Genomic DNA, 23,396 nt, shown 5'->3' with positions numbered 1-23,396 from the left:
ATATGAGCGCCGGTCCGAGCCGGCGCTCATGATGTTGGAATGCAGTGCCGTGCAGTCCCGTCGTCACGCGGCGCGCACGGAGCCCAGGAAGCGCGCGACCTCGCGCTTCAGGCGTGTGCTTTCACCGGCCAGCGATTGCGCCGCATTCAGCACCTGCGCCGACGCCTGGCCGGTGGCGCTGGAGCCGCGCTGCACATCCGTGATGTTGGCCGAGACCTCCTGCGTGCCACGGGCCGCCTGCTGGATGCTGCGCGAGATCTCCTGCGTCGCCGCGCCCTGCTCTTCCACCGCGGATGCGATCGTCGAGGCGATCTCCGACATCTTCTCGATGGTTTCGCCGATATCGCGGATCGCGTTCACCGACTCCTGCGTGGCCGCCTGGATGCCGTTGATCTGCTGGCTGATCTCGTCGGTCGCCTTCGCGGTCTGCTCGGCCAGCGCCTTCACCTCGGAGGCCACGACGGCGAAGCCGCGCCCCGCCTCGCCAGCGCGTGCCGCCTCGATGGTGGCGTTGAGCGCCAGCAGGTTGGTCTGGCCGGCGATCGAGTTGATGAGCTCCACGACGTCGCCGATGCGGGCCGCGGCCTTGGCAAGCTCGCCGACACGGTCGTTGGTGCGCTGCGCCTGCTGCACGGCCTCGTTGGCGACGCGCGCCGAATCCTGAACCTGGCGGCCGATCTCCGTCACCGACGATGACATTTCCTCCGTCGCTGATGCCACCGACTGCACGTTGGTCGAGGCCTCCTCGGACGCGGAAGCGACGGTGGTGGCGAGCCGCTCGGACTGCTCGGCCGTGGTCGTGAGCGTTCCTGCCGAACTCTCGAGCGCCGTCGATGCCGAGGACACGACATCGACGATCTCGCTGATGACGGCCTCGAACTCGCGGGTGATCGTATCCACCCGCTGTCCACGCTGGATCTTGGCCTCCGCCTCGCTCGCTGCGGCCCGGTCTGCCGCCTTCTTCGCCAGCAGTGCATCCTTGAACACCTGCAGCGAGGCGGCGAGCGTGCCGATCTCGTCCTGCCGATCGCTGGCCGGAACGACAACGTCGTCACGGCCAGCCGCGAGGTCGCCGACCACGCCGGTCAGCGCAGCCAGCGGCGCAATCACGCGACGGCGCAGCATGAAGGTCACGACGCCGAGCATGCCGAGCAGCGCGAGCACCGCGCCGCTGCCGATCCCGAACATCACCAGTGCATCGTCCCGCGCCGTCTCGGCGCGCGTCCGTGCCTCGGCCAGCGCATTGTCGCGAACGGTCAGGAATTTTCCGATCGGCGGCACGACGGTGCCGCCCAACTGCTCCGGTGACAGCGTGTAGCCGGCATTGCTGCGCGACGCCGCGATCTCCTTTTCGATCAGTCCCGCAGCGTTGTTGAAATACGCTTCGACCGCCTCCGACATCGCCTGCGCGACCTTCGGAGGATTGCCGAGTTGATCGATGCTCGACTCGATCCGTTCGCGATCGACCTCGATCCGGCCTTGCGCACGATCGATGTTGGAATACTCGGCCGGAGCCAGCGGACGCTTGGCGCCGAGCGCCGGGGCCAGCATCGCGGCGCGGCCGCCGGCCGTGATCCGCAGATCCTGCGTGATGCGCGCAATCGACAGCAGCGGCGTCAGCGATGCATCGGCGGTCGCGACGCGGTTCTCGAGGCGGTTGAGCAGCGGCTCGACCGATTTCAGCACGTCGGTCAAGCCGGGCAGGAATCCCTTCATCGCAGCCGGGTCGCGCGCATTCAGCGGCAATCTCACGGCGCGGTCGACCATCGTGCGCACGTCGGTGAGCTTTGCCTTGGCGGCGTTCAGTCCGTCGAAGATGGCTTGGCTGTCGGAGAGCGTCTCAACGGCCGCTTTCGCCTTGGCGAAGGCGGCGACGGCCTGCTGCCCGGCCTTGTCTACGGCGTCCTGCTGCGCAGGAGTGGCCGGAGCATCCTGGAACATCGGCGTGACGAACGGCGCCCGCAATCCCGCGACGGCCTGGCCTGCAAGGAGCACGGCAGCGAACGCGTCGACTGACTTGATCGCTTCGGTTCTGCTCGCGTAGGCGCGATAGTGAGATACCAGCACCTCGCCCCCGAGAACACAGGCAAGCGCCGTGACCGAGAGCATCGATAGCGCAAAGAGCTGACCGACTCGCATCGTGCATTTCCAGTTGATTGTTTCGGTCAACTTAGGAAGCGCAGTCTAAGAGGCTATTAACTTGCGCAGGCACGCCGCCGAGGGCAAATCGTCGCGGCCGCACGTCGATTCCCGTATTTTCACGGGCCTCGACAGTGATTCATCATCGACTTTCATGAGAGTTCGACGACAGAAGCGCGCAGTGCAGGTCTGACTCGCGCGATGTCGCTCATGCTCCGACCATCGCGCGATGGCGAAATCATCACCGAGATTGCGGCAGCAGACCCACGCACATCGACAACGCGTTGGTTCCTTGCGCAGGTGCAGAAAGATCAGCGGTCAACGCGGTATCATGCTAACATAAGTTATTGAAGTCGCGCCGCTTGGAACCCCAATAAACTAATTCGGGGGAACCACTCTTTGAGTCATCTGGTCCGCAAGCTTGAGAATTTCGTCCGCCTTTCTGCGGCCGACCGCCTGATGCTCAACCGCGCTGCGGCTCAACGGGTAAGGACCTTCGCGCCACGCACCGACATCGCGCGCGAAGGCGAGAAGCCCAAGGACGTGCATCTGATCCTGAACGGCTGGGCCTGCCGCTACAAGCAGCTCGAGGATGGCCGCCGCCAGATCGTCTCGTTCTTCCTGCCCGGCGATATCTGTGATCTCAACATCTTCATCCTGCGCGAGATGGACCATTCGATCGGCACCATCACGCCGGTGTCGATCGCCGATCTGCCGCGCGAGTTCTTCGACGAGATCAGCGCCGGCTATCCGCGCATTGCAACGGCGTTCTGGTGGGAGACACTGGTCAACGCCGCAATTCAGCGCGAATGGACCATGAATCTCGGGCAACGCACCGCGTCCGAACGCATGGCTCACCTGTTGTGCGAACTGTTCTTCCGGTTGCGCCTGGCTGGCCTGGCCGACGACAGCAGCTGCAGCTTCCCGCTCACTCAGGCCGATCTCGCCGAGGCTACAGGCCTGTCGAAGGTCCACGTCAACCGCACGCTGCAGGAACTGCGCGCCAGCAACCTGATCGTGCTCAAGGGCAAGATGCTGGTACTTCCGGACCTCGAGCGCTTGATGAGCGCCGGCCTGTTCAACGCGAATTACTTGCATTTGGACCGCGAAGGCCGTCAGCTCGACGCGAATGAGTGAGAGGTTCGGAGCGCTGGCGCTTGCGCTATGCTGACTGTCTCGGCACTCTGCCGGGGAAACGGCGATGGTCGAACAGCGCATGGTGGACGGACCCTTCGAGCAGGAGATCGTGCAGCGCCTCGGGCTGATGCCCAACCTGTTCAGGTCGGCGCCGTCTGCGCCTGAGGCGACCCGACAGCTCTGGCAGTTCGCCAAATGCGCCTATCTCGACACCCCGCTTCCGGCCCTTTTCAAGGAGCGGCTCGCCGTCCATCTGTCGCGCCTCAACCGTTCGCCTTATTGTCTGACCCGGCATTTCGGATTTCTGGTTGGATCGGGCAAGCCCGCGGGTGACTCGACGTCCCGCCCGGAGCCGATCGATCGTGCGCGTCACCTGCTCGCGCGGCCGCTCGCGGATCCCGCGCGCACCGCGGCGGCGCTCGACCGGCTCGAACTCATCCAGCCCCCGCTCGACATCCCGGAGCCGGGCAGCGACGGTGAGGCGGACCTGTTCGAGGCGGCGTCGGTGCTGTTCATGCAGCGTGCTGATTTCGACCGCTCGCGGCGCGCAATCCGACATGCCTTCGGCGACACCAGGTTCGATCTGCTGGCGGCCTTCCTCGCCTATCTGCGCACAGCCCACTTCTGGGCCGATGCACACCTGCTCGCGATCGATTCGGACGTGCTTGCCCTCGCACGGACCGATCCCGAGCTCGCCGTCTGCCTCGGCTGCAGCGAGCTGCCGGAGGCCGGGCCGTCCGCACCGCAGCCGCATTCGAACGGCAGCGATGCCAGCGATCATCGGCTGCGCCGCCTCCTCGAGATCGATTCGGTCGGCGTGCTGTTCTTCGATCATGCAGCCGGCACCCTGGTCGACGCCAACGAGGCCTTCTTGGCGATGACAGGCTATTCGCGTCAGGACATCGACAGCGGCCAGCTGACCTGGAAGAGCCTGACCCCCCCGGAATGGATGGGTACATCGAGCGACCAGATCGAGCTGCTGCGGCAGACCGGCCGGATCGGTCCCTATGAGAAGCAGTATTTTCGCAAGGACGGCGAACGCGCCTGGATGATGTTCGCCGGCCGGGACCTCGGCGACGGCACCCTGGTCGAGCTCGCGATGAACATCGACGACCGCAAGCGCACCGAGGCCGCGCTACGCGACAGCGAGGCGCGTTTCCGCCAGTTCGGCGAAGCATCCTCCGACGTGGTGTGGATCCGCGATGCCGAGACCCTGCACTGGGAATATCTCAGCCCCGCATTCGAGACCATCTATGGCGTGCCGCGCACCGCTGTGCTCCGCGGCGACCATCTCGCATCGTGGACCGAGCTCATGCTGCCGGAGGACCGGCCCCGCGCCGTCGAGAGCCTCGAGCGCGCCCGGCGCGGCCAGCGCGACAGCCTGGATGTCCGTATCGTCACGCAGCCGGACGACGTCGCGCGCTGGCTGCGCATCCGTAGTTTTCCCATGGTCGACGAGCTGGGACGGGTGCAGCGCATCGGCGGCATCACCCAAGACATCACGGCGCTGGTCTCGGCCTCCGAGCACCAGAAGCTGCTGCTCGCCGAGCTGCAGCACCGCGTCCGCAACATGCTCGCCGTGATCCGCTCGATCATCCGCCGCACGGGCGACTCGAGCGACAGCGTCGAGGATTTCGCCAGTCACCTCGAAGGCCGCATCACGGCGCTGTCGCGCATCCAGGCGGTCGTCACGCGCGATCCCCTCGCCGGTTTCGATCTGGCGGAGCTGATCGCCGATGAGCTGCGCGCCGGAGCCGCGCGCGAGGACAGGCAATTCTCGCTGTCGGGCCCCCAGGTGCGACTGAGGCCGAAGGCGGCCGAGAGCATCGGGCTTGCCATGCACGAGCTCGCGACCAATGCGCTGAAATACGGCGCGCTGACCGTGCCGCGGGGCTTCATCAGGATCGAATGGCGGCTCGATGAGCGCGACGCGGCCGACTGGCTGGTCATCGACTGGACCGAGACCGGCATGTCCGGCCGTCCGCTGGCTGCGCAGCGCCAGGGCTTTGGAACCGTGCTGCTGGAACAGATGCTGCCGTACGAGGTCGGTGCCCGCGTCGTCCGGCGCTTTGAGCCGAGCGGCCTCTGCTGCGAAATCCGGTTGCCCACACGCGACATTCTCAAGCGTTGACGGGCCGATCGAAGCTTCGTTCCGCGGCACCGGTCGGTCACAACGGCCGGGGATCTCGCCGGCACGGCGAACGCCGTCGGCATAGCCTTCGCAGTGCATTCGGGGTATGCTCCGCCTGCGGCCTGAGGTGGAGGTCGCATGGGTCGCGCAACCGCCATGTCTTCGCCTTGGTTCGGGCGGATATGACCAAGTGTCGATGAGATTGGGAATCAGCCGAGCGTCGCGACGGAACGATGATGGGACGTTCCTGAGCATGCGGCTCTGGCCAAGATGGATGACCGTGAACATGCAGATGCGTGGGCACGAGGGACAACCGGTATCCAGGTTCTGTGCTGATGCGGCTGGAGAGGCCGAGCGTCTCGTGGCGCAGTCGTCATCCGACGTTGGTGTCACGAGGCGTCGGTACAATGCGGCGTGAGTACGCACAGCGTTGGTGCACGAGGCGTTGGTAGGACGACGCATCGGAACAGAGCCGGGCGCCGCCTGCGAGGCGGACGAGAACGGAGGATGGAGCGTCAATGCTTGCAACGACGACCAAAGACGGCGATCAGCAGCCTCATGCCGTGATCGATCCTGAGATCGTGCTGGCGGCCCGCGCCGATCGCACCGCCGCCGAAGCGGACAGGCGCAGCTCGCAACGGCCCCCGGATGTGCCCTCACCGAAGATCGACCCTGACTACAGGACACAGGCGGCGAGCGACTTCCCGGTCACCGGAGAGCGCAGCACGTTCGCCACTTGGGCCGTGCGCACCATTCTGGCGGTGCTGTTCGCGGTCGGCAGCGCGGTCGCCGCAGCCGCCTGGCAGAGCTATGGAGACCAGGCCCAGGAGATGATCGCGCATTGGATGCCGCGGATCTCGCTGGCATCGAACGCCGACAAGGATGCCGCGGCACAACCAGCCGCGACCGCGCCCCAGCAGACCGCCGCAGAAGCGCCGGCCGAGGCGCAGGAGCACGCAACCAGCGCGGTTGGCGCGACCGCGTCGCAGGAGCAGGCGCAGTTGCTGCAATCGATGGCCCACGACCTCGCTGCCTTGAGCCAACAGATCGGCGAGCTGAAGACGAGCCTCGCACAGTTGAAGGCCGGGCAGGAGCAGATGGTCCGCGACATGGCGCGGGTCGCCGAGGCCAAGTCCAGCGACAGGCCCGCCGAGCGGCCGAGCGAGCGGACCGCGGAAGCACGGTCGTTCGATCCGCGCGCCATCGAGCAGACGATCCGGCCGCGCCCGGCCCCGCGTCCGGCGACGGCGGCCGTGAGCCCGGCACAGCCCGGAGCAGCGGTGCCGCACCGGCCGCGCACGCCGCCGCCGACTGCAGCCAACATGGTACCCCCGCCGCCTGCTCCGATGCCGCTGCCGTCGGCACCGGTCGATCCGGACCAGCCGGTGGTGCGCCCGCCAATGCCGGTGCGCTGAGGGATCCGCACAGGCGCCCGCGCTGGTCCGCGGCGATCGGCGCGGCAGTGATCGATGGCGTCGATCCACTTGTCGCGGCGCGGCTTTCCGAGCTAAGGAACTGCGCCTGACAATGCGCATCCCGAGGGGTTCATGAGCCTGACCGATCCGACCGTCCTGTCCGCCTCCGACCTCGCAGACCGCATCGCGATCCTGCGCGACAACATCCGCCAGATCACCGAGCAGGCCGCCTCGCAGTCGGGTGCCGCCGACGAGGAGCGCAACGCCGACCGCCTCGCGCAGCAGAGCGAGGAGCTCGACGTTCTGCTCAAGGAGCAGGAGCGGCGGCTGAACAAGTAGCCGGCGGCCCCTTCGATCAATTCGCGCGTGCTGCACTGCGCTCGTTGTTGCCCGGGCTTTGGCCACAGGCTAGCCTCACCGAAAACAAGCGGGAGGTAGCCAGAGGATGCGAAACGGTCTGCTCTACACGTCAACCCTTGCGACATTGACCATTGCGGCATTGCTGGCGGCCCTGACACCGGGCAGCGCCGAGCCACGCCACATGTATACGACCATGGTGCTGGAGGCGTTCGCCACCAAGGTCGAATGTCCCGGCGTCGACGTCGTCTATCAGGATCTGGTCCAGAAGGCGCAGGACATGAAGATGCCTGACGGCACGACCGAGAAGGTGCGCAAGGCGATCGCCTATATGCACACCGGCGGCAAGATGGGCGAGAAGCAGGACGACGATCTGATGGCGGAGGTCGCCGTCGCCACGCAGGCCATCGACATGGATCAGCGCCGCCTCGGCATGACGAACTGGTGCGAGGAGCAGAAGAAGACGCTGGCCGGCTTCATCCGTCCGAAGGGCTGAGCCGGGTCGCGGCGCAGGCACAGCACAGCTCCCGCAGCGGCCAGGAACCAGAATGGCCGCTGCCGCTTGGCCGTAGCGGCTGCTGCGTAGCAGACGTCCAGCCCGGAGCGAGCCATGCGCATCGAAACCGCTTTCCTGTTCGACCTCGACGGCACGCTGGTCGACAGCGTCTACCAGCATGTGCTGGCCTGGAAGACGGCGCTGGATGCCGAGAGCATCGAGCTCTCGGTCTGGCGCATCCACCGCAAGATCGGGATGAGCGGCGGCCTGTTCACCAACCAGCTGCTGCGTGAGACCGGCTATGCCATCGAGCCCGAGCGGATCGAGCGGCTGCGGAAGGCGCATGCGGCGGCCTATCAGAAGCTCGGAGGCCAGGTCCGCCCCCTGCCCGGCGCCCGCGAGCTGCTCGGCTTCCTGACCGATGCCGGCATCCCCTGGGCGATCGCGACCAGCGGCAGAATGGAAACGGCGGCTGTCAATCTCGCCGCGCTCGGCGTCGATCCCAAGACCAGCGCCGTCGTGACCCGCGACGAGGTCCGCTACGCCAAGCCTGATCCCGATCTGTTTCTCGCCGCCGCCGCCCGCCTCGACATGCCGATCGAGCGCGCGGTCGTGGTCGGCGACAGCATCTGGGATATGCTTGCCGCAACCCGCTGCCGGGCGCTCGGCGTCGGCCTGTTGAGCGGCGGCTACGGCTCGGAGGAATTGCGCCAGTCCGGCGCCATCCGAGTCTACGAGGACCCGGCCGACCTGCTCGACCACATCGACGAGGTCGGCGGCCGGCGTTGACTCCAGCCAGTCAGCTCTGCGGGCCCGACAGCGAGATGTCGCGTTCGGCGCGGAACACGTTGGCGTAGAGGTTTGCGATCCACTGGCGTCCGGTCGAGGTCATGTTGAGATAGCGGATCTCGGTCTGGATGTGCGGCGCGACGCTGTTCCAATAGAACTGCGGATAGCGGTTGACGATGTCGGCCGGCGACTCATAGCCGAGCTGCCGGTTGATGCCGACCTCCTCGAACTCGTGATACAGCGCGTTGGCCTTGCGGATATAGTTGGGGTCGCCGAGCTGTCCGATCAGGTCGGCGGCGCGCACGATCGACTGCTCTTCGTCGAAGTGCTGGCCGGCGAGCGGCGGAAAGCGCGTGCCTTCGATAGCGCGGGCGATGCGGTCCTTGTCCAGCGGCGCCATGCCTTCGATGCGGTTGATCACGTACAGCTTCGAGCGGTCGACGTGATACGGCATCAGGCTGGCATCGGAGGAGCCGCGCGGCAGGCAGATCTTGCGGCCGCCGCGATCGACGACGAAGCCGTTGACATCGTCTTCCCTGAACAGGCCGCGGACATAGCCGATGTCGTGAAGCAGGCAGGCCAGGATGACGTGGACGTAGTCGTCCGCCGTCATGTGGCTGTGCAGCGCACGGCCGCGCAGGATCTCGTGGCCAGCCAGCGTCACCAGCAAGGTGTGCTCGACGTTGTGATACAGCGCATCGCTGTTGCCGATGCATTCGAGTGCAATGCGCGCAGCCGCCGGAAGCATCTCCGTCAACTGGGTATGAGACGATCCGAAACGGCGTCGCATATAGGAGCTGAGAAAACGCTCCAACGCCGCTGCCGCGAGCTCCGGTAAGGTCATCATCGCCGCTGCCCTGCCTCAGACAGCCCTAACACAACGTCAAAAGACATAACGCCCGAAAACACAATCACGATAACGCGGCTCGTGGAACGACTGAGACGTCACGATACGGCTCGGGGCGGCCAGCTTCGCACGGACACGCACGAGATCGGCACCCCCGGGGCGTCGAGCACCTTGGCCGACGAGCATAGCCCAGGTTGCGGATATCGGCCACACCCGGACGAGCACACACCGGAAAACTGCGGGCGGAGCGGCTGAACCTGAGCAGCTCACGTTCACTTGCCGCGGCCCGTTCCCCTCGCAGGACGAAGCGAGCGGAGATCATCGTGCGGCCCGCCGGACTAGCGTCCCCGGACCGGCAGCGGCGGCCGCGGCGGTCGCGTCTCACCGCGATAATCCCGTCGCCGCGCAGCAGGACGACGGGCCGGCGCGGCTGCCGGCACATCGACCGACTGCAGATAGGTGCTCAAGGCCGACGCGGCGTCGTCGCTGCTGGTGTAGTGCTTCTGCAGGAACAAATAGAGCGTCAGGCGGAAGCGTCCCTTGGCGAGCCCACGTGCCGAGCGATGACAGGTGGCGCAGCTGTCCGCGAACAGCCGCGCGCCGGATTTACCGGCATCGAGATTTTCCGCCCGTGCACCGCTGATGACAATCAGCAGCAGCAGCACGGCCGATCCAACAAGCCCCAGCTGCGCTCCGGCGCGCCTGCGCGCAGGGACGCGCTCAGGCGACATCAGCCTGCGGGCTTTCCTCGGCCTGCGCACCCAGCGCATCGAGATCGACCAGCGCCGGATCGTCGGGCATCGGCTCGCTCTGCTGCTGTCCGCCGCCATGGACGTGCATCAGCGTCTGCACCCGGCGCGCGTTGAGATAGTCGACGTGCTGATGCGCCAGCGCCAGCGGCAGCAGGGCCTTGGGCAGCGCGGTCATGGTAAAGGCGGCGACGCGCTTCACCTCCTCGCCCTCACGCCAGGTCAGCGGGCTCAGCGTATAGATCATCTGGCGGTCGGTCTCGGGCGCCGGCAGTTGCCGCATCTCGGGCGGCGCCAGCAGGGCCACGTTGATGTTGCCGGCCCGCGTGCGGCTCGCGGCCGCGCGCAGCTCCCAGCAGATCAGCTCCGCGGCGGACATCACCTCGCGCCGGATGTCGTCGACATCGGACGCGAAGCGGCTGGCCTCGCTCAACGCCGCGCGGCCGCGCGTGACCGCATCGACGAGCGCCGCCGCACCGATCTCGAAGCGCGGAACCGCCTGCTCGATCGCGGTGGCGACGGCCTCGATGTCGTTGGCGGCGCGGTCGCGGTCGCGCTGCGCCACCGCGTCGGCGAAGGCGCGTTCGGCCAGGATGATCTGCTCATCGCATTCGGCGACTGCTGCGCGCAGCGCCTTGGCCTTCTGCTCGACGGCCTGCATCTTGGATTCGGCGCGATCGAGCTGCCCGTTGCTGGCGCCGGCCTTGGCGAGCCGCTCCGCGGCAACCTTCTTTTCGTCCAGCGCCGCCTCGGCCACGCGGAGGCGATCCGTCAGCCGTTGCCGCGCGGCCTGCTTGTCCTTCAGCGCACGCTCGAAGATCTCGACGGGGCTCAGCTCACGCTTGAAGAAGACCATGGCAATAATCCCTGGACGGCGGGCGCGCCGGCAAACGTTGGTCGGCGAATCCACCGCCGAATCATGTTGCCCGATTCTTGCGTGGAAAATGGGTCGGAAACCAGGATGAGATGCGGCACACGTTTCCCTTGACGGAACGTATCCACCGCCGGCTGCTGCGGAGCAGAGTCGGTCGATCCGGCGGAACGCGCGGCAATATTCGGTAAAATGGAATCCGATGTCAGCTCTGGTGCGGGCCGCGCATCATCCGCATCGCATCCGAGATGTGGCGCCACTCGCGGGCCTCCTCGGCCTCGCCGCTGGCTTCGCATTGCTGCGCCTTCTGCGCAGCCTGCGCGACGGCCGAGGCGCCGTGCATCTCGAGCATCTGCCGGGCGATCGCGTGGATCTGGACTTCAGACATCATGTCGAGCTCCTGTCGCCGGATCGAATAACCCAAGTCAACTTTCTCCACACCGATGCGTTCCGTGAGATGGATCACTGCGGGCCCGGTTCCCCAGGCTTAGACTTCTCCCCGTAATTTACCTTACGTGATCAATCCGATTTCGCGTGCGCCGCCACACTGTTACTCCTGGCTGAGATTCGCCGGATGGCGATTGAGGAGACGGACATGACGCAGGTCTTCTTCCACTGCTCCAATCCCGAGGAGTTTCTCGTCGATCGGCGTGGAACCGCGGTCGTCGATCTCGCCGAGGCCTGCGATCACGCCGAGCGCGTCATGCATTCGCTGATTTCCTCCGAAAGCGACGAGGATTGGCGCGACTGGGTGCTGCACATTTCCGATGATCTCGGCGAGGAAATCATCGCCATGCCGTTCACGTCGGTGCTCGGCCCGATGCATTGAACGACGCTGCGCGCCATGCCGCGGCGCTGAGACATTGTGTCCACATTAGGGTTACCGGTTCCCTGACAGGTTCCACTCCCGCATTCTTCTCGCCACATTTGTCCGCCATTTCGGCGCTGTTGCGACGGAGGGGACATCTCATGACCAGACTGCTGGCGACCGCGGCCTTGGCGCTGACACTGACGGCATCGGCGGCGATGGCCGACGAGCACCGCGGCGGCGATGCCGCGCTGGGCGCCTTGTCGGGCGCCGTCGTGTTCGGACCGGTTGGAGCGGTTGCCGGCGCCGTTGTCGGCTACACGGCAGGTCCCTCGATCGCGCGCTCCTGGGGCTTCCGCCGCTCGCGCGCGGCGCGGTCACAGCAGGTCCGGCGTCCGGTCAGGGACAGCCAGGCTGCGATGACCGAGTCTCAGCAGCAACCGCAGGCCGCGCCGCGCAGCGCACCATCGCCTGCACGGACCATCGCTGTCGCTCCGCCGGCACCACGCGGTCCGGTGGCGCCCCCGGTGCAGACACTCGAGTAGCTGACTAATCAGTAGCCGCGGGCGCGATCGACGACGTTCAGCAACGGCTCGCCGCGCAGCAGCCGCCGGGCATTCTCCGCGACCTGCTGCGCGATCACCTCCCAGGATGCGATCGCCGCCATGTGCGGCGTCACCAGCACGCCCGGCTCGCGCCACAGCGCATGGTCCGCGGGCAACGGCTCATGCGCGAAGACGTCGAGCACGGCGCCGCGCAGATGGCCGCTGCGCAGCAGCGCGACCAGATCCTCCGTCACCAGGTGCTCGCCGCGGCTGCACAGGATCAGCGCGGCGCCCTTGGGCAGCCGGCCCAGACGCTCGGCGTCGAGCAGCCCCACGGTCGAGGCCGTCAGCGGCAGCAGCGAGACCAGGATCTCCGTCTCGCCCAGGAAGTCGTCGAGCGCAGCGGCGCCGCAATGGGTCCGGACGCCGGCGAGCGCCTTGGGCGAGCGCGACCACGCGCTCACCGCAAAGCCCAGCTCGACCAGACGGGTCGCGGCCGCGGAGCCGAGCTCGCCGAGCCCGAGAATGCCGACCCGACGGTCCCTGGCGGCACGCTGCTCGTAGCGCCGCCACACGCCGTTCCGCGCGTTGCCGACGGCGCGATCGAAATCGCGGTGGAAATACAGCGTCCCCCACAGCACGAACTCGGTCATGGCCGCCGAGATGTCGGGATCGACGATCCGGCACAGCGGCACATCCGGCACGGTGGAATCGGACAAGATATTGTCGACGCCGGCCGCGATCGAATGGATCAGCTTCAGCTTCGGCATCGCCGCCAGCGCACCGGGCTCCGGCTTCCAGCACACGGCAAGCTCGGCGTCGCGCGCCGCGGCTTCCGGCCATGACGCGACGGTCACGCCCGGCAGCTCGCGCGCGAGCAGCGCCCGCATCGGATCCATCAGCCCGGGACGGCTGAGAAGCGTGACCGTGATCATGCCGGCCGCAGTCCGCACCATTGCGCGACGAACATCGCGATCGACAGCGTGGTCTTGCGCACGCTGTCGAGATCGACGCGCTCGTCGAACGCGTGCGGACCGATGCCGTAGGGCCCGTAGCACAGCGCCGGGATGCCGTAGTCGACCTGATAGTAGCGGGTGTCGTTGACCGCCGTGGACAGCCGCACGTCCAGCGGCTGCTCGAACACGCGCGCATGCACGTCGGCGAGCGCGGCCTCCGCGGCGCTGCCGGGCTCGCACACGGCGGGATCGGCCTGGAAGCCGCTCCACACCAGCTCGACCGGATTCTCCGACAGGAAGCTGTCTGCGGCCTGCGCTATGGCGAGACATTGCTCGATGCCGGCCATGGCCTGCGCCGGCGTCTCGCCGGGCAGCACGCCGAGCCGGCAATCGAGGTCGCACCACGCCGGCGTCGAGCTGGCCCAGTCGCCGCCCTTGATGATGCCGACGTTGAACTTGATCGGATCCTTGACCGCGGCGAACCACGCGTTCGACTTGGCGCGCGCGTTGATCTCCCGGGTGTGCTCCTGGAACGCGCGGATCAGGTGCATCGCCGACAGGATCGCATTGGTGCCGGTCTCGGCGTAGGCGACGTGCACCGGCGTGCCGCGCACGCGCAAGCGAAACCAGATCGCGCCGACCTGGGCGCGGGTCAGCGTGTGGCCGGTCGGCTCCGGGATCAGGCAAGCATCAGCCGTGTAGCCGCGCAAAAGAGTCGAGAGCGCGCCGTTGCCGGTGCTCTCCTCCTCGGTCACCGTCTCCAGGTGAATGCGTCCGTCCGGCACGAAGCCGGCCGCCTTGATCGCATCGAGCGCGAAGATCATCGCGGAGACGCCGGCCTTCATGTCCTGGGCGCCGCGCCCGATCATCCAGCCGTCGCGCACGATCGCCTCATAGGGCGGGTCGTTCCAGAGATCGGTCGGCCCTTCCGGCACGACGTCGACGTGGCCCTGCAGGATCAGGCTGCGGCCCTTGCCCGCTCCGTCGAGCGTCGCCACCACCTGCTGCGAGCCGTCGAGTGCGATGCCGTCCATCGGCGCCGCCTTGGGATGGCGCATCAGGTCGACATCGCCCAGGCTGAAGCGGTCGACCTGATAGCCGCGGGTCGCGAACTCGCGCGCCAGCCAGTCCTGCACCGGCGCTTCCTCGCCGCGCAGGCTGCGGAACTGCACGAGCTGCTGCAGGAAGGCGACCTGCTTGGCGAAGTTGGCATCGACGGCGGCGGCGAGCCGCTCCATCACGTCATTCGGCACAGCCGCCGCAGCTTCAGTCACGTTGCAAACCTCCAACCTTCCCGTTCACCTCAGCCGCACGTCAGGCGGCCAGGCACTTCTCCAGGATCGCGAGCCCTTCGTCCACGATCTCGTCCGATGCCGTCAGCGGCACCAGGATGCGAATGGTGCTCGCGGTGACGCCGCACGACAACAGGATCAGGCCGTTCTCGTGCGCCACGCGCGTCACGCGCTTGGTCATTTCCGCATCCGGCTCGTCGCTGCCGCGCTGCTTCAGGATATCGAATGCAACCATTGCGCCAGGACCGCGCGGCCCGGAAACCGGAACCAGGTTGTTGGCGCGCGAGAAGCGCGCGATCGCCGCGCGCAGCCGCTCGCCGATCGCATTGGCGCGGTCGAGCAGCTTCTCCTGCTCGAACACGTCGAGCACGGCGAGCGCCGCCGCGCAGGCCAGCGGATTGCCGCCATAGGTGCCGCCGAGGCCGCCCGGCTCCGCGGCGTCCATGATCGCGGCACGTCCGATCACGCCGGACAGCGGCATGCCGCCGGCGAGACTCTTGGCGACGCAGATCAGGTCCGGCTGCACGTCGTAGTGCTCCATCGCGAACATCTTGCCGGTGCGGCCGAAGCCGGTCTGCACCTCGTCGGCGATCAGCACGATGCCATGGCTGTCGCAGATCCGGCGCAGGCCCCGCATCAGCTCCGGCGGCGCCTGGTGGAAACCGCCCTCGCCCTGCACGGGCTCGATGATGATGGCCGCGACCTGCGAGGCGTCGATGTCGGCCTTGAAGATGAAGTTGATGTAGGACAGCGTGTCCTCGACCGTCACGTTGCTGCCGGCGATCGGAAACGGCGCGTGCCAGACGCCGGGCAGCGGCGGCCCGAAATGCTTCTTGTACGGCATCACCTTGCCGGTCATCGCATTGGCGAGCGCGGTACGGCCGTGGAAGGCGCCGGTGAAGGCAATGATGCCGCTGCGGCCGGTGGCGGCGCGTGCGATCTTGATGGCGTTCTCGGTCGCCTCCGCGCCGGTCGTCAGCAGGATCGACTTGGCCGGCCCCGAGATCGGCGCCAGCGCGTTGAGCCGCTCGCTCAGCCGCACATACGGCTCGTATTGCAGCACCTGGAAGCAGGTGTGGGTGAAGCGGTCGAGCTGCGCCCGGATCGCGGCGACGACATGCGGATGACAGTGGCCGGTGTTGAGCACCGCGATGCCGCCGGCGAAGTCGACGTAGCGCTTGCCCTCGACGTCCCACACCTCGCTGTTGAGGGCGCGGTCGGCAAACAGCGGCGTCGCATAGCTCACGCCCCGGACGACGGCCCCATGACGTCGCGCCAGCAGTTCCTCGTTCGCAGCCGAATTCGCAGCCAAATTCGCAACCATGGCTCAACTCCTCGTCGGAAAATCGAGCAGAAGGCTACGCCGCGAGCCGTCGCGATCAATCAGCTTGTTCCTGACGACAGGTGCCTGCAATGCACCGGACCCAGCATGAGCGCGCAGCTACGCGGCGAGCACATTCTTCAGCCACGCCCGCAGCGCCACGATCGCGGGCTCGTCCCAGCGCTCCCGGAGCGCGACGAGCTGATAGGCTCCCATGTGGAGTGTCGAGGGGATCACCTCGACCAGCGCACCGCTGCGCAGATCATCGGCGATCAGCACCTCGTTGGCGAGCGCGACGCCCTGACCGAAGCGGGCGGCTTCAATGGCGAGATGCGCGTGCCACAGCCGCTGCCCGCGCAACGTGACTGGCTCGCGATACCCCGCCAGCTCGAACCATTGCTCCCATTGCGCGGTGGACTCCTCGTGGATCAGCGAGGCCCTGGCGAGGCCCGGGAGTGTCGCGATCGCCGGAAACCTTGCCAGATAGGCCGGGCTTGCGACCGGGAATACGCGTGGGCACACCAGCTCCTCGGCGACCACGCCGCCGGTCCGGTCGATCGCTTCGGCATAGACGATCTCCGCATCCGCTTCGCCGCGCTGCAGGTCGGGGTGCGCCAGCGTCGGCTGCAGGTTGATGTCCCAGTTGCGTGGCGGGCCGCTCAGCTCGGGCAGCCGCGCCAGCAGGCGGCGATTGGCGAGGCCCGGAATGCACCAGATGTTCAGGGTCGGACGCGCCACGGGCCGCACCGACATCGTCGCGCGGGCGATGATGTCGAAGGCCTGGCTGACCTCGGCATGGAACTGACGTCCGGCATCGGTCAGCGCGAGGCCCCGTCCCTCGGCGCGCACCAGCGCCACGCCCAGGCTGCGCTGCAGATTCTGCAGATGGCGCGAGACCACGGTGTGGCTGACCGCGAGCTCGTCGCCGGCGGCGCGCACGCTGCCCTTGCGGCCGACGGCCTCGAAGGCACGCAGCGCGATCAGGGAGGGCAACCGGGGTCTCGTCATGCTCGCACAGTTCTCAGCCTGCGCGGTCTCCCTCCCCGCCCTGAAGCGGAACCGCCACGATCCGTCGGTCGCGCGGCTGATGTCGGGAGCGCCGGCGGCCATGCCGGCGTCCGTTGACCGCACAGGACGCTCCGGGCGGAGCACCCGCATCGCGGATCACGAGGGCGCTTTCGCGCGTCATGCCGCTCTTACCGTCAGCATGGGCGCAACGCCAGCCTTGAGAAAGCCACGCTCGCCGGACCGCGCATTTGCCTTAACGCCGCAGGCGACGTCGCAAGCGATCCTTAAGCGTCCTGCGACGACAGGCGGGATTTGCCTCAAAGTTTCCACAATTCGACTTTGAATCGGGGGTGCTTCGAGCAGGAGAACCCCCAAGATGCGGATCAGCCAAATGATCTACGTCGGTTCGCTGGCAGCCCTCGTCGCGACGGCCGCCCCCGCACTGGCGAAAAGCTCCCAGGCATCCAAGCCGGATGATCAGGCCACGTCGTCCCTGCCGTGCCGCGCCTACCAGCAGGCCCCGGACGGGAGCTGGATGGAGCGGCCCTGTCAGGGGCAGAGCGCAAGCGCCCCGGCGCGTCAGCGCGCGGTCACCAACGGGACCGGCAGCGCGGAACAACGTTAGCGGACTTGGAGCGGACTTGGCGCAAGAGCTGGAGCGCTTGCGCTCCGGCCTGCGCTGATGCCCGCACTCAGTAAGGTGGCGCCCTGCGCGCCCGCTGCTCCCTGCCCGCCTCGACCCACCACAAGAGATCGTCGGCAAAGCGCGGAAACGCGTGCTCGAGCGATTGGCCGGAATCGCCGGTCGGCTTGCCGTCGGCCGACAGCACCTGACCGATCGGGCCGACGGCAAGCGTGCTCGACACCACCACCATGCCCATCTCCGACAACGTGCCGTGCCACGCCGTGGCGGCCCGTGCCCCGGAGAGGCGGCCGGCGGAATAGCTCGCGATCGCCGCCGGACGCCAGAACCATTCCTCGAGAAAGTGGTCGGTGAGGTTCTTCAGTCCCGGCTGCATGCCCCAGTTGTATTCGCCAGTGACGAACACGAAGCCGTCGGCGGCACGGATCTTGGCCGCAAGCTCGGCCATGGCTGCTGGCGCCTGGCCGGGCGGATATTCCTTGTACATGCGGTCGAGCATCGGCAGGCCCACCGCCTTGGCGTCGATCAGCTCGACGTCCTGGTCCCTGGCGCGCAACCCGTCCACGACGAATTGCGCGAGCCGGATGCCCATCCGGTCGGAGCGATAGGAGCCGTAGAGGACGAGGATGCGGAAGCTCATGGCAGGTCAACTCCTGGCCGGACGATCCGCGCCAAGCTAACACGCCGTCATGTCATCGAGGTAGTTATGGTCACGCCGCAGATCGAAGGACCGGCGGCGCGTGGCTGGCGGAAACGAGGCGTGGCACGCTCAGCGCGTCACCGTGGCCGAAGCGGAGCGCTCCGATGGCCGGCCGAACACGCTGCGGCAACCGTCGCTGAGGCTGGCGCGCTGCTTCATCATGCAGGCAATGATACGGTCGCGATCGGGAATCTCCGACGAGCACAGCCGGAAGACGTCGCCCGTGCACAGCCGCCGCTGGTCGTCCTCCGTGAAGGCATGGCCCGCGCGCGGGCTGGCGACCATTGCCAGCGCAAGCCCTGCCATTGCCACATTCCAATTCCGCATCCTGAACAGATGAGTTCGCATCGCCGTCCCCAATTCGCCCGCTGTTTGTCCGGTTCACCCGCTGCCTTCGCTGATGTCGCGAAGCAGTTGCCGCCGCAGAATCAAATGATGACACGTCGCGGCGCGCCTTCAACAAGCGCTCTCGGTCCTGCACCACAATTTTGCGGCCTGTTGCATCTTCGACTCCCCTTGGCCGGCCGGAACCTGTGAGACGCCGCCAAATTGTCATTAGGCGAACGCAATCCGGCCCAGCCGCGCTCACACTCTCACGGCGTAGTGGCGGCGTCCTGATGGTGCTTCGGACCATCACGTGTCCCGAGTTCAGGTGTGGGAGTCAGGTTCATGGCGTACACGATGGTGGCTGAGCGGGAGCAGCAGACGATCCGCAAGCAGCGCGAAAGCGCCCTCATCGTTCTCGCCAACGCACAGGTGATGGAGGCTGAAGGCTGGCAGGTCGTCATCACCGACGAGGACGGCAAAAGCCTGCCGCTCGCCGAGTTCGAAGCCGGCCTCTCGCAGAAGTTCTCGTCCTGGTACAAGGCCAAGCAGCGGCCGGTGGTGCCCACCACCATCCCCGCCCCCAACCTGTTCGCGACGCCGGCCAATGATGACGCCGAGCCGGAGGCCGTCGTGGCGGCCGCGCTCGCCGCCGAGCAGGTCGAGACCGCCGAGGTCGAGACGGCCGAGGCCCAGGATACTGCGGTGCAGGAGATCGCCGAGGACGATTTCGAAACGGCCGAGACCGCCAACGCTCCGACGGCCGAGAAGGCCGAGCGCGAGGAGATCGCGCTCGACGCCGCCGAGATGGCCGACTGATACGGCTGTCGCGCCGCAGCATCTGCAGGCTTCAGTCGCCGTGGTAGAACCGCTCCAGCGGCAGCTCGACCTCGGCTTTGGCCCCGATCCATTCCCGCGTAGTGAAGCTGGACAGCCCCACGCGTGCAGCGCCGCATGCAGGCGAAGACGATCGCCGGTCGCTTGGTGTGGCGCGGATCGAGCGTGCTTCGGCCGGCCTTTTCTTCCTCGCGCGATCAGCGTGCGCCGGGCAACTAACAAACATGTTCACGCCGCGGCTCTCGGCCGAACAACGATCATCGGAACGACGCGAACCCCTGCCCGCCGGGCAAATCAAGGCGCATGTCCATCTGGTGGCGTCACCTCCGGGGCTTGAATCGGCAACAACGGCGGTGCGCGCGGAAACGATTTTCCGCAGGCCCATCAAGCTGATTTGGCCTGTCCAGTCCCTTCGTCGAAAATATTCTGCTTTTCCTAAATCGAATTCAGTGCTTTTGTCGCGCCATCTCCCGCTCGCAGGAGGGGCGGTTCGCGGTCGTCACGGACGTGGAGCGGGAGAAGCGGTGAACGCGATGGCAGCGCAGCGCATCTTTGCGCCGACGAACGCTGGTGTCGCGTACGGTCAAGTCGCGTGGTCCTGGCATCCCGACGCTGATGCCCCCGCGGTGGCGCGCCCAAAGCGCGTCATCGTGCACGGTGACCAGAACGCCCGGCGCACCGGGGAGCGCGCGAAGCAGCCGTTAAGATCATCGCGCGGGGAATGCCGGTTGCCCGGCTGAACCTGTGGTGACTGCCGCCTGCTTTTTTTCTGCAGGCGGGCCATGGGTTGCGGCCAGCATCCCGGCATTCCCCGCGCCCTCTTTTTATGGAGAGGGCAAGCCGGACGGATCCCTCGGGCGCGGAGCGTCGCGAGAGCGCGAGCGCATTCGTGAACATCTCGAAGTCCGCGAAAAGGTGAGGTCATGAGCGGAGCAGCGCTTCCACAAACTCACCGTCATTCCTGGGCGCGCGCAGCGCGAGCCTGGAATCCATACTCACAGGCAGGAATGATTGAGCGAGATGGAGCGGCCAACATGCCTCACACGGCTGCTCGTGGTTATGGATGCCGGGCTCGCGCTGCGCGCGCGCCCCTGCATGACGATGAGGCGAGATGGTGCTCCTCCCACCGCTGTCATGCCCCGCCCCCGGGTCTCGCCCTCGGCGAGCCCGAGGACAGGCTCCGGCGGGGCATCCGGTGCGCCGCGACCCCTCGCGCAATCACGACGGCCTCGGCGTGCTGGATCGCCCGGTCCCGTCTTCGCCTGTCGGCTTCGACGCGGCAACGAGCGCCAGGGCGCGCCGCAGCTTTAGCGGAGGCGGCAAGCCGGGCGATGACACCAAGTGTGAAGGGGCGGACAGTGACGCGAGCAACACGCGCGGCATGGCCCGACACGGCAGCCGTCTCGGACCAGGTTTCTCACAACAGCTTCGCGCTCACGAACAGCGTGCGCACCGCCGTGGTGGCCTGCACCGTCATGATCGCGTTGTCGGCCGCGGCCTGCAGCGCGGCCATGGCCTGGTCGTGCAGCGACTTGAACTCCATCCACTCGACGGCGTTGAGGCTGGTGAGGAACTGATGGGCCTGCCCGACCGTCGAAATCACGACCGGCTTGCCGTTCACCTTGATGTTGAAGGTGGTACGCAGACGCGTTTCCGAGTTTGCGGGATCAATCATGGGGACCTTCCGGAAGATGCGACGGGCGTCACCGCCGAGGTCGCGCCGAGGCCCAGCAACAAAACGTCACTCGGTCTTTTGCGCGGTCCGCGTCGGGGTGCCAGCCTCGAGCCCGACGACGACAACGAGTCGGTTGAACTCGCCGTCATCATACGCCTTCAGGAAGCGATCGTAATTCTTGATCGAGACGCAGCCGTTCGAATCACCCTCCGGCCCCAGCATATAGGGGTGGGTCAGCAATCCGCTCCGGCCGAGGGTCGATCCCTCCACCACGTTCATGCGCAGGGCGCGCACACCGTGAAACGGCTTTTCGCGCGGCTTCAGGTCATAGGTGGCGGGCGGGGTCGCGCCGACCATGCGCTGATTGACGTGCTCGGGGTCGTCGCGCAGGCTGCCCATGCCGGAATGGGCCTCGAGCCCGATCCCCGACGGCAGATACACCATCTTGGCCTTGATGTCGTAGACGGCGGTCTTGTCGTAGCCGAGCGCGCCGAGATCGATCCCGGAGCGCACGATGCCGCTATCCGGGCCAAGCGAGGCGAACTTGGTCGGGCTCGGCAACAGGTCGGACAGCTTCTGCAGGATGGAGCGATCGTCGACGCGTCCGACGGCTTCAGGCGCACTGGCCGAAACCAAACTGGTCGGCAGGTTGGCGACGGACGGCCGCGGTCGCGGCAGCGGCACGCCCGGTGCGGGCATCGTGACGGTATTGCCCTCCGTCAACATCGGCCGCCAATCGCTGTTGCTGGGGTCGCGTGCGCCCGAATCGCGCGCTTCCATGCCCTTCACCAGCGCGGCCCGGGCATCGAGCAGTTGGCGGTCGATCGCGCCGCGAAGGGCGAAACGGTCGAGCGCGCGAACCGCGTCTTTTTCCGAATACGCCGTGGCCGAGGCGGAGGCCGGCGCGAAACGTGTTTCGAAGGTCATGGACGGCGCGGCGGCCGGAATCGCCGCGCTCGCAAGGGGCGTCTCATCGCTGTTGGCTCCGACCCATGCGGCCGCGCCCGCTGCGACCGCAAGTGCTGCAAGCACGAGTGCGATCGCTTCGGAGCGCCCGAAGCGGCCTTGCGACAACAGAACGTCTACGCTTGCTTCACTGGAAGCCATCACGTCCCCGATATACCCCCCTTTTCGGACCACCCGGGAAAGGTGCCCGACCCCAAGGGGTACGATTCGACCCGTCATGACATAGGATGGCAAGAGTGCGGCATAATCTAGACAAACGCCAGCCCGGAGTGATGGGGAATGGACCGGGATCCAAGCCTCGCAGGGCCGCGCCGCGACCGTCCCAGAAAGCCGATTACATCGATGAATCAGCCGGTTGGAGGAATGGATGAACGCCGAATGGGATGATCTCGGCCGATTTGCCGACGCACAAAGTTCGATTTATTCACGGGTGACCGCCGAACTTGCGGCCGGCGCCAAGCAAAGCCACTGGATGTGGTTCATCTTTCCCCAGGTCGAGGGGCTCGGCAGCTCCGCCATGGCGCAGCGCTACGCGATCCGCTCCCGCGCCGAGGCCGAGGCCTATCTGGCGCATCCCCTGCTCGGCCCGCGACTCGTCGAATGCACCCGACTGGTGCTCGCGGTGCAAGGCAAGTCGCTGCGCGACATTCTGGGTGTGCCGGACGATGCCAAATTCCGCTCATGCATGACGCTGTTCGATTCGATCAGCCCGAATGGGATCTTCGCGCAGGCGCTCGATCGCTATTGCGACGGGGTGCGGGATCGCCAGACGTTGGCGTTTCTGCAGCGCGGCATGGGATGACCACTCGCTGCAAAGCGCGTCGCGTCCGCGTCATCGGTAGCATGCTGATGAGTTCGCCGGCCGACCCGGCCGGATTTCGGGTGATAGGCCGAACAGGAAACTTGATCACGCCAAGATTTGCGGCTCCCATCCGCCGCATTGTTTGTCCCAAGGAGACACACTCATGAAGAAGTTGTTCCTGATTGCCGCGCTCGCGACCTTCGCCGCCGGCTCCGCCTTCGCCGAGGATAGCTGCGAGACCAAGGCCGTCGGCAAGGACGGCAAGGCACTGGCCGGTGCCGCCAAGACCTCTTTCATGAAGAAGTGCATGGCCGAGACGTGTGAAACCAAGGCGGTCGGCTCCGACGGCAAGAAGCTCGCCGGCGCCGCCAAGACCAGCTTCATGAAGAAATGCGAGGCCGGCGGCTGACCGGACGCCGGGCTGGACGACATCTGGGCCCCGCCATGGGTGGGCGGGGCCGCTCGATGATCGTCGGGTTCCATCGGCAGCGGCCTGACGGACGATCGTTGACATGTTATGACGTCAAGCGATCTCCACATCGAGCTGCATAGGCCCTTCAATGTTCTCCGCTTTGCCTGCCCCGCCTC

At 66.9% G+C, this 23,396-nt stretch carries 26 protein-coding genes; 13 read left to right on the top strand and 13 right to left on the bottom strand.

Features of this window, described 5'->3' with window-relative positions:
• Positions 1–63: 63 nt before the first annotated feature.
• A complete protein-coding gene (locus ACQR2C_RS08310; protein ID WP_434880886.1) occupies positions 64–2,139 on the bottom strand; it encodes a methyl-accepting chemotaxis protein in 2,076 nt (691 codons plus the stop codon).
• Positions 2,140–2,538: 399 nt separating this feature from the next.
• On the opposite strand from ACQR2C_RS08310, the gene ACQR2C_RS08305 reads away from it, so the two are divergent.
• The 6 genes from ACQR2C_RS08305 (at position 2,539) to ACQR2C_RS08280 (ending at position 8,464) form a co-directional block, all read left to right on the top strand.
• Positions 2,539–3,276 (top strand): Crp/Fnr family transcriptional regulator, encoded by a 738-nt coding sequence (locus ACQR2C_RS08305; RefSeq protein ID WP_315712288.1) that lies wholly within the window; start codon positions 2,539–2,541, stop codon positions 3,274–3,276.
• Positions 3,277–3,340: 64 nt separating this feature from the next.
• Entirely contained in the window at positions 3,341–5,407 is a 2,067-nt protein-coding gene (locus tag ACQR2C_RS08300; RefSeq protein WP_316180827.1) for a PAS domain S-box protein, read from the top strand.
• Between the two features lie 518 nt (positions 5,408–5,925).
• Positions 5,926–6,822, top strand: coding sequence for a hypothetical protein (locus tag ACQR2C_RS08295; RefSeq protein WP_434880885.1), 897 nt, complete (start codon positions 5,926–5,928; stop codon positions 6,820–6,822).
• 132 nt (positions 6,823–6,954) lie between these two features.
• Entirely contained in the window at positions 6,955–7,161 is a 207-nt protein-coding gene (locus tag ACQR2C_RS08290; RefSeq protein WP_315712292.1) for a hypothetical protein, read from the top strand.
• A 106-nt stretch (positions 7,162–7,267) separates the two neighbouring features.
• Positions 7,268–7,675, top strand: a complete 408-nt coding sequence (locus tag ACQR2C_RS08285) for a hypothetical protein (protein ID WP_315800213.1) — start codon at positions 7,268–7,270, stop codon at positions 7,673–7,675.
• A 114-nt stretch (positions 7,676–7,789) separates the two neighbouring features.
• Positions 7,790–8,464, top strand: coding sequence for an HAD family hydrolase (locus ACQR2C_RS08280; protein ID WP_316215676.1), 675 nt, complete (start codon positions 7,790–7,792; stop codon positions 8,462–8,464).
• 10 nt (positions 8,465–8,474) lie between these two features.
• Here the strand turns inward: ACQR2C_RS08280 and ACQR2C_RS08275 are convergent, their stop codons facing one another.
• The 4 genes from ACQR2C_RS08275 to ACQR2C_RS08260 all read right to left on the bottom strand — a co-directional run bounded on the left by ACQR2C_RS08275 (position 8,475) and on the right by ACQR2C_RS08260 (position 11,319).
• Complete coding sequence (locus tag ACQR2C_RS08275) at positions 8,475–9,311, bottom strand: HD domain-containing protein (RefSeq protein WP_315800215.1); 837 nt, start codon at positions 9,309–9,311, stop codon at positions 8,475–8,477.
• Positions 9,312–9,649: 338 nt separating this feature from the next.
• Positions 9,650–10,042, bottom strand: coding sequence for a cytochrome C (locus ACQR2C_RS08270; protein ID WP_434880884.1), 393 nt, complete (start codon positions 10,040–10,042; stop codon positions 9,650–9,652).
• On the bottom strand, positions 10,032–10,916 hold the full coding sequence (locus ACQR2C_RS08265; RefSeq protein WP_316215675.1) for a hypothetical protein: 885 nt from the start codon (positions 10,914–10,916) through the stop codon (positions 10,032–10,034). The genes ACQR2C_RS08270 and ACQR2C_RS08265 overlap by 11 nt, the downstream gene beginning before the upstream one ends.
• Before the next feature lie 220 nt (positions 10,917–11,136).
• Entirely contained in the window at positions 11,137–11,319 is a 183-nt protein-coding gene (locus ACQR2C_RS08260) for a hypothetical protein (RefSeq protein ID WP_315741166.1), read from the bottom strand.
• A gap of 207 nt (positions 11,320–11,526) precedes the next feature.
• Here ACQR2C_RS08260 and ACQR2C_RS08255 point away from each other — a divergent pair, with 207 nt between their 5' ends.
• Positions 11,527–11,760: a DUF6894 family protein gene (locus ACQR2C_RS08255; RefSeq protein WP_434880883.1), complete on the top strand. Its 234-nt coding sequence runs from the start codon at positions 11,527–11,529 to the stop codon at positions 11,758–11,760.
• A gap of 140 nt (positions 11,761–11,900) precedes the next feature.
• Positions 11,901–12,284 (top strand): hypothetical protein, encoded by a 384-nt coding sequence (locus ACQR2C_RS08250; protein WP_316215674.1) that lies wholly within the window; start codon positions 11,901–11,903, stop codon positions 12,282–12,284.
• An 8-nt stretch (positions 12,285–12,292) separates the two neighbouring features.
• Here ACQR2C_RS08250 and ACQR2C_RS08245 read toward each other — a convergent pair whose 3' ends face one another.
• The 4 genes from ACQR2C_RS08245 to ACQR2C_RS08230 all read right to left on the bottom strand — a co-directional run bounded on the left by ACQR2C_RS08245 (position 12,293) and on the right by ACQR2C_RS08230 (position 16,861).
• Positions 12,293–13,219: a 2-hydroxyacid dehydrogenase gene (locus ACQR2C_RS08245; RefSeq protein ID WP_434880960.1), complete on the bottom strand. Its 927-nt coding sequence runs from the start codon at positions 13,217–13,219 to the stop codon at positions 12,293–12,295.
• Complete coding sequence (locus tag ACQR2C_RS08240; RefSeq protein WP_434880882.1) at positions 13,216–14,514, bottom strand: ArgE/DapE family deacylase; 1,299 nt, start codon at positions 14,512–14,514, stop codon at positions 13,216–13,218. Before ACQR2C_RS08240 ends, ACQR2C_RS08245 begins: the two co-directional genes overlap by 4 nt.
• A gap of 40 nt (positions 14,515–14,554) precedes the next feature.
• Positions 14,555–15,856, bottom strand: coding sequence for a 4-aminobutyrate--2-oxoglutarate transaminase (gene gabT / locus ACQR2C_RS08235; RefSeq protein WP_434848360.1), 1,302 nt, complete (start codon positions 15,854–15,856; stop codon positions 14,555–14,557).
• A 117-nt stretch (positions 15,857–15,973) separates the two neighbouring features.
• A complete protein-coding gene (locus ACQR2C_RS08230) occupies positions 15,974–16,861 on the bottom strand; it encodes a LysR substrate-binding domain-containing protein (RefSeq protein ID WP_434848359.1) in 888 nt (295 codons plus the stop codon).
• 376 nt (positions 16,862–17,237) lie between these two features.
• On the opposite strand from ACQR2C_RS08230, the gene ACQR2C_RS08225 reads away from it, so the two are divergent.
• Positions 17,238–17,486 (top strand): hypothetical protein, encoded by a 249-nt coding sequence (locus tag ACQR2C_RS08225; protein WP_315800223.1) that lies wholly within the window; start codon positions 17,238–17,240, stop codon positions 17,484–17,486.
• 67 nt (positions 17,487–17,553) lie between these two features.
• On the opposite strand, the gene ACQR2C_RS08220 is transcribed toward ACQR2C_RS08225, so the two are convergent.
• Together ACQR2C_RS08220 and ACQR2C_RS08215 are read right to left on the bottom strand one after the other, a co-directional pair.
• Positions 17,554–18,144 carry an NADPH-dependent FMN reductase gene (locus ACQR2C_RS08220; RefSeq protein ID WP_434848358.1) on the bottom strand — a complete coding sequence of 197 codons (591 nt, stop codon included), beginning with the start codon at positions 18,142–18,144 and terminating at the stop codon, positions 17,554–17,556.
• 129 nt (positions 18,145–18,273) lie between these two features.
• Entirely contained in the window at positions 18,274–18,510 is a 237-nt protein-coding gene (locus ACQR2C_RS08215) for a hypothetical protein (protein WP_315712310.1), read from the bottom strand.
• A 363-nt stretch (positions 18,511–18,873) separates the two neighbouring features.
• Here ACQR2C_RS08215 and ACQR2C_RS08210 point away from each other — a divergent pair, with 363 nt between their 5' ends.
• Positions 18,874–19,347: a hypothetical protein gene (locus ACQR2C_RS08210; protein ID WP_434848357.1), complete on the top strand. Its 474-nt coding sequence runs from the start codon at positions 18,874–18,876 to the stop codon at positions 19,345–19,347.
• A 101-nt stretch (positions 19,348–19,448) separates the two neighbouring features.
• On the top strand, positions 19,449–20,105 hold the full coding sequence (locus ACQR2C_RS08205; RefSeq protein WP_434848356.1) for a hypothetical protein: 657 nt from the start codon (positions 19,449–19,451) through the stop codon (positions 20,103–20,105).
• A gap of 677 nt (positions 20,106–20,782) precedes the next feature.
• On the opposite strand, the gene ACQR2C_RS08200 is transcribed toward ACQR2C_RS08205, so the two are convergent.
• Together ACQR2C_RS08200 and ACQR2C_RS08195 are read right to left on the bottom strand one after the other, a co-directional pair.
• A complete protein-coding gene (locus ACQR2C_RS08200) occupies positions 20,783–21,040 on the bottom strand; it encodes a hypothetical protein (RefSeq protein ID WP_315800226.1) in 258 nt (85 codons plus the stop codon).
• A gap of 66 nt (positions 21,041–21,106) precedes the next feature.
• Positions 21,107–22,147 carry a DUF2778 domain-containing protein gene (locus tag ACQR2C_RS08195; protein WP_315800442.1) on the bottom strand — a complete coding sequence of 347 codons (1,041 nt, stop codon included), beginning with the start codon at positions 22,145–22,147 and terminating at the stop codon, positions 21,107–21,109.
• A gap of 226 nt (positions 22,148–22,373) precedes the next feature.
• Between ACQR2C_RS08195 and ACQR2C_RS08190 the strand changes: the two genes are divergently transcribed.
• Together ACQR2C_RS08190 and ACQR2C_RS08185 are read left to right on the top strand one after the other, a co-directional pair.
• The gene (locus ACQR2C_RS08190; protein WP_315800227.1) at positions 22,374–22,808 is read left to right on the top strand and encodes a DUF1810 domain-containing protein; all 435 of its coding nucleotides are present in this window, start codon (positions 22,374–22,376) and stop codon (positions 22,806–22,808) included.
• Between the two features lie 163 nt (positions 22,809–22,971).
• Positions 22,972–23,217, top strand: a complete 246-nt coding sequence (locus ACQR2C_RS08185) for a hypothetical protein (protein WP_008961253.1) — start codon at positions 22,972–22,974, stop codon at positions 23,215–23,217.
• Positions 23,218–23,396: the final 179 nt, after the last annotated feature.

The sequence above is a fragment of the Bradyrhizobium sp. HKCCYLRH3061 genome (genome assembly GCF_051168015.1).
In the GTDB taxonomy this organism is placed as follows: Bacteria; Pseudomonadota; Alphaproteobacteria; order Rhizobiales; family Xanthobacteraceae; genus Bradyrhizobium.
The sequence above is the reverse complement of the archived record's forward strand: the minus strand, read 5'-3'. Positions and strand labels throughout refer to the sequence as shown.

Coding starts and splice junctions, on each gene's coding strand:
- ACQR2C_RS08310 (WP_434880886.1), bottom strand. CDS start 2,139: ATGCGAGTCGGTCAGCTCTTTGCGCTATCGATGCTCTCGGTCACGGCG.
- ACQR2C_RS08300 (WP_316180827.1), top strand. CDS start 3,341: ATGGTCGAACAGCGCATGGTGGACGGACCCTTCGAGCAGGAGATCGTG.
- ACQR2C_RS08295 (WP_434880885.1), top strand. CDS start 5,926: ATGCTTGCAACGACGACCAAAGACGGCGATCAGCAGCCTCATGCCGTG.
- ACQR2C_RS08290 (WP_315712292.1), top strand. CDS start 6,955: ATGAGCCTGACCGATCCGACCGTCCTGTCCGCCTCCGACCTCGCAGAC.
- ACQR2C_RS08285 (WP_315800213.1), top strand. CDS start 7,268: ATGCGAAACGGTCTGCTCTACACGTCAACCCTTGCGACATTGACCATT.
- ACQR2C_RS08280 (WP_316215676.1), top strand. CDS start 7,790: ATGCGCATCGAAACCGCTTTCCTGTTCGACCTCGACGGCACGCTGGTC.
- ACQR2C_RS08275 (WP_315800215.1), bottom strand. CDS start 9,311: ATGATGACCTTACCGGAGCTCGCGGCAGCGGCGTTGGAGCGTTTTCTC.
- ACQR2C_RS08270 (WP_434880884.1), bottom strand. CDS start 10,042: ATGTCGCCTGAGCGCGTCCCTGCGCGCAGGCGCGCCGGAGCGCAGCTG.
- ACQR2C_RS08265 (WP_316215675.1), bottom strand. CDS start 10,916: ATGGTCTTCTTCAAGCGTGAGCTGAGCCCCGTCGAGATCTTCGAGCGT.
- ACQR2C_RS08260 (WP_315741166.1), bottom strand. CDS start 11,319: ATGTCTGAAGTCCAGATCCACGCGATCGCCCGGCAGATGCTCGAGATG.
- ACQR2C_RS08255 (WP_434880883.1), top strand. CDS start 11,527: ATGACGCAGGTCTTCTTCCACTGCTCCAATCCCGAGGAGTTTCTCGTC.
- ACQR2C_RS08250 (WP_316215674.1), top strand. CDS start 11,901: ATGACCAGACTGCTGGCGACCGCGGCCTTGGCGCTGACACTGACGGCA.
- ACQR2C_RS08245 (WP_434880960.1), bottom strand. CDS start 13,219: ATGATCACGGTCACGCTTCTCAGCCGTCCCGGGCTGATGGATCCGATG.
- gabT (WP_434848360.1), bottom strand. CDS start 15,856: ATGGTTGCGAATTTGGCTGCGAATTCGGCTGCGAACGAGGAACTGCTG.
- ACQR2C_RS08230 (WP_434848359.1), bottom strand. CDS start 16,861: ATGACGAGACCCCGGTTGCCCTCCCTGATCGCGCTGCGTGCCTTCGAG.
- ACQR2C_RS08225 (WP_315800223.1), top strand. CDS start 17,238: ATGCGGATCAGCCAAATGATCTACGTCGGTTCGCTGGCAGCCCTCGTC.
- ACQR2C_RS08220 (WP_434848358.1), bottom strand. CDS start 18,144: ATGAGCTTCCGCATCCTCGTCCTCTACGGCTCCTATCGCTCCGACCGG.
- ACQR2C_RS08215 (WP_315712310.1), bottom strand. CDS start 18,510: ATGGCAGGGCTTGCGCTGGCAATGGTCGCCAGCCCGCGCGCGGGCCAT.
- ACQR2C_RS08210 (WP_434848357.1), top strand. CDS start 18,874: ATGGCGTACACGATGGTGGCTGAGCGGGAGCAGCAGACGATCCGCAAG.
- ACQR2C_RS08200 (WP_315800226.1), bottom strand. CDS start 21,040: ATGATTGATCCCGCAAACTCGGAAACGCGTCTGCGTACCACCTTCAAC.
- ACQR2C_RS08195 (WP_315800442.1), bottom strand. CDS start 22,147: ATGGCTTCCAGTGAAGCAAGCGTAGACGTTCTGTTGTCGCAAGGCCGC.
- ACQR2C_RS08190 (WP_315800227.1), top strand. CDS start 22,374: ATGAACGCCGAATGGGATGATCTCGGCCGATTTGCCGACGCACAAAGT.
- ACQR2C_RS08185 (WP_008961253.1), top strand. CDS start 22,972: ATGAAGAAGTTGTTCCTGATTGCCGCGCTCGCGACCTTCGCCGCCGGC.